Genomic DNA, 3,674 nt, shown 5'->3' with positions numbered 1-3,674 from the left:
TCCATGACGTGATGGCGACGACCTTCGTGCTGTTCATCACCTCGCCGGCCTTTGCGGCACTGGGCGCCGACCTCGCGCGCCACGGGCTGGAGTTCTGCCACACGGGAACGCCGACCGGCGTGCTGCGGCCGGACGGCAGCCATGCCGTGCTCAGCACCGACCGTGCCGCCAACGTCGTCGCCCTTAATGCGATCGCGGCAGGCGAGGGCGACCGCCACGCGGATGATGTCGGCGGCATCGAGCGCAATGCCGGCCTGCTGTTCGGCCTGCTCGGCGGCAGCCTGTGGTCCTATCCGACAGCGAAGCTGCTGGCCGGTGATGGCTGGCGCCGTGGCCCGCGTGGCCTTGCCGCCTTTCTCGGCGAGGCACTCGTGCCGGCGCGCGGCTGGCTCGAAAGCACCTACCAGTCCGAAACCATCCGTGCGTTGTGGGCACCCTGGGTACTGCATGCTGGATTAGGCCCTGAAGATGCGTTCTCCGGCCAGATCGCCAGGGTTATCGCTTTCGCGCTTGAGGCGGCGGGCGCGCCGATCGTCAAGGGTGGCGCGCAGAACCTGCTGGCGGCCTTCGAGGCTTTGATCCGGGAACGCGGCGGCGACATCCGCACCGGCGCCGACGTCGCTTCGATCGTTCAAAGCAATGGCCGGGCAACCGGCGTGCTGCTGGCCTCGGGTGAGACAATCACGGCCAACAAGAGCGTCATCTGCTCGGTCACCCCGACGCAGCTCTATGGCAGGCTGCTTGGCGCGGATGCTCCCAAAGCCGATGTCGAGGCGACGCGGAAATACCGCTATGGCAAAGGCAATTTCCAGATCCACTACGCCCTGGACAAATCGCCAGCATGGCGGGGCGAAGGCCTGGACAAGGTGGCACTGCTGCATCTGACGCCTGGGCTGGATGACGTCTCGAAAGCCTGCAACGAGGCGGCGCGCGGTATGCTGCCGGAGGTGCCGACCATCTGTGTTGGCCAGCCGCATGCGCTCGACCCGTCGCGCTGCCCGGAAGGCAAGGCGGTCCTCTGGCTGCAACTACCCGAGGCGCCTCGCCACATCAAGGGCGACGCCGCCGGCAAGCTGCAGGCACCAGCGGACGGGCAATGGACCGATGTGCTGCGCGAAGCCTATGCCGATCGCGCTGAAGCGATCCTCGCCAGCCATATCGAGGGCTTCAAGGACAGCGTCATTGCGCGGCGCGCCTATTCGCCGGCCGATCTCGAGGCGATGAACATCAATCTGGTCGGCGGCGATCCCTATGGCGGTTCCTCGACCATCGACCAGTCCTTCCTTTGGCGGCCGTTCAAGACCAGCCGCAACCATCAGACCGGCATCAAGGGCCTCTACCATATCGGCGCCTCGACCCACCCGGGGGCCGGCCTTGGCGGCGGTTCCGGCTTTCTCCTGGCGGGGAGGCTGTGATGGAAGAGAAGGTCACTGAGAAGCGCCAGCGCATTTCGACCCTGGGGCAGATCGGCCTGCAGCAATTCGCGCCCTATCTGATGAACCGCATCATGGGCCGCTACAACGCCACCTTGCGCGACGATTTCCGCAAGCAGGGCCTGACCATTCCGCAGGTGCGCACGCTGGCCGTGCTGTCGGTCACCGACGGCATCACCGTCAACGACCTCTCGGTCTATACGGTGATCGAGCAGTCGACCTTGAGCCGGACGCTCGACTCACTGGAGGGCCAGGGTCTGGTACGGCGCGAGCAGGGCGTCACCGACAGCCGCATCCGCCATGTGTTCCTGACCGATGAGGGCCGCGCCGAGTTCACCCGCGCCTGGCCGGCCATGCACGATGCCTTCGAGGCGATGTTCGACGACATCGACGACGCCGAATATTCCGCACTCATCGCCACGCTTTTGAAGATGCTGAAGAACATTCGCAAGCACGACATCTAGCATGACCCCGAAAAGTGGATCCCGGTTTTCGGAAGAGGTCATGCTCAAGCAGATAGACCTACGCGCCGCCAGCCTCAGGCGGTAACGGAAGGATTGAAAAAATGGCCGAACGGTCTTTTGCCAAGGAAGTCGAGAAACTCCGGCTCGGCGCCGGCGAGGAGTTTGCCGGCGAAGGCATCCTCGCTATCACCAAGGCGCTGCTGCAATGCGGCGTCGGCTATGTCGGCGGCTATCAGGGCGCGCCGATCAGCCATCTGATGGACGTGCTGGCCGACGCGCAGGATATCCTGGGCGAGCTCGGCGTGCATTTCGAGGCGAGCGCCTCGGAAGCCACCGCCACCGCCATGCTGGCCGCCTCGGTGCACTACCCGATCCGTGGCGCCGCGACCTTCAAGTCGACGGTCGGCACCAATGTCGCCTCCGATGCGCTCGCCAATCTCGCCTCCGGCGGGGTCACCGGCGGCGCGCTGATCATCGTCGGCGAGGACTACGGCGAGGGCTCCTCGATCATGCAGGAGCGCAGCCACGCCTTCGCCATGAAAAGCCAGGTCTGGCTGCTCGACCCGCGCCCCAATCTGCCATCGATCGTCAAGGCGGTGGAGGACGGTTTCGAACTGTCGGAGATTTCCAACACGCCGGTCATGCTGCAGGTGCGCATCCGCTGCTGCCACGTCCACGGCCATTTCATCGCCAAGGACAACAAACGGCCGCCGATGACTGTCGCCGATGCGCTTGACGCACCGCGCCGCGACACCGGCCGCATCGTGCTGCCGCCAGCGTCCTTCCTGCATGAGAAGGAGAAGGTGCAGAAGCGCTGGCCGGCGGCGGTGGACTTCATCGCCAAGAACAAGATCAACGAGTTCTTCGGCTCGGATCATGGTTCGGTCGGCATCGTCCTGCAGGGCGGCATGTACAATTCGGTCATCCGCGCGCTGCAGCGGCTCGGCCTTGCCGACATTTATGGCGACACCGACGTGCCGCTCTATGTGCTCAACGCCGTCTATCCGCTGATCGATGACGAGTTCCTGTCATTCTGCGAGGGCAAGCAGGCGGTGCTGGTCGTCGAGGAAGGCCAGCCCAACTACATCGAACAGGCCTTTGCTTCGATGCTGCACAAGGCCGGTCGCGGCACCAGGCTGGTCGGCAAGGAGTACCTGCCGATGGCCGGCGAATACACCGGCCAGGTCATGCTTGACGGCATCGGCGCCTTCCTGCGCGCCGATGCGCCGCATCTTCTGCCCGGCGAAGTGCGCGCGCCCAACAAGGTCGGTGACGGCGTCGACGCAGCCGACCTGATCAATGTCGTGCCGGGCCGTCCGCCGGGCTTCTGCATAGGCTGCCCGGAACGGCCGATCTTTGCCGCGACCAAGCTGGTCGAGCAGGAACTCGGCAAGCACCATATCGCATCCGACATCGGCTGCCATTTGTTCTCGATCATGCCGCCTTTCGAACTCGGCGCCACCACCATGGGCTATGGCCTGGGCCCGGCCTCCGCCTCAGCCTTCAATTCGCCCGATGCCAAGCGCCGCTCGATCTCCTTCGTCGGCGATGGCGGCTTCTGGCACAACGGCCTGACCTCTTCGATCGGCAATGCGGTTTTCAACAAGAACGACGGCGTCATCGTCATCGTCGACAATTTTTACTCGGCGGCCACGGGTGGGCAGGACATCCTCTCGTCCCGCGCCGGCAACAAGACCAAGTCGACGAAACATCCGATCACCGAGGCGGTCAAAGGCATGGGTGTCAAATGGCTGCGCCATGTCGACCGCACCTATGA

3 protein-coding genes are annotated in these 3,674 nt (G+C 64.7%); all 3 read left to right on the top strand.

Going from position 1 to position 3,674, the window contains the following annotated elements; translation table 11 throughout:
- Positions 1-1,415, top strand: a 1,415-nt coding sequence (locus EN939_RS25070; RefSeq protein ID WP_164751201.1) for a phytoene desaturase family protein, incomplete at its 5' end; no start/stop codon positions are given.
- The gene (locus tag EN939_RS25065; protein ID WP_127270494.1) at positions 1,415-1,897 is read left to right on the top strand and encodes a MarR family winged helix-turn-helix transcriptional regulator; all 483 of its coding nucleotides are present in this window, start codon (positions 1,415-1,417) and stop codon (positions 1,895-1,897) included. The genes EN939_RS25070 and EN939_RS25065, both read left to right, overlap by 1 nt.
- A 101-nt stretch (positions 1,898-1,998) precedes the next feature.
- The coding region (locus tag EN939_RS25060) for an indolepyruvate ferredoxin oxidoreductase subunit alpha (protein ID WP_164751200.1) at positions 1,999-3,674 on the top strand (1,676 nt) is incomplete at its 3' end.

The organism is Mesorhizobium sp. M7A.F.Ca.CA.002.05.1.1 (assembly GCF_003998335.1).
In the GTDB taxonomy this organism is placed as follows: domain Bacteria; phylum Pseudomonadota; class Alphaproteobacteria; order Rhizobiales; family Rhizobiaceae; genus Mesorhizobium.
Note: the sequence above shows the minus strand (reverse complement) of the source record. Positions and strands in the feature narration are given on the sequence as shown.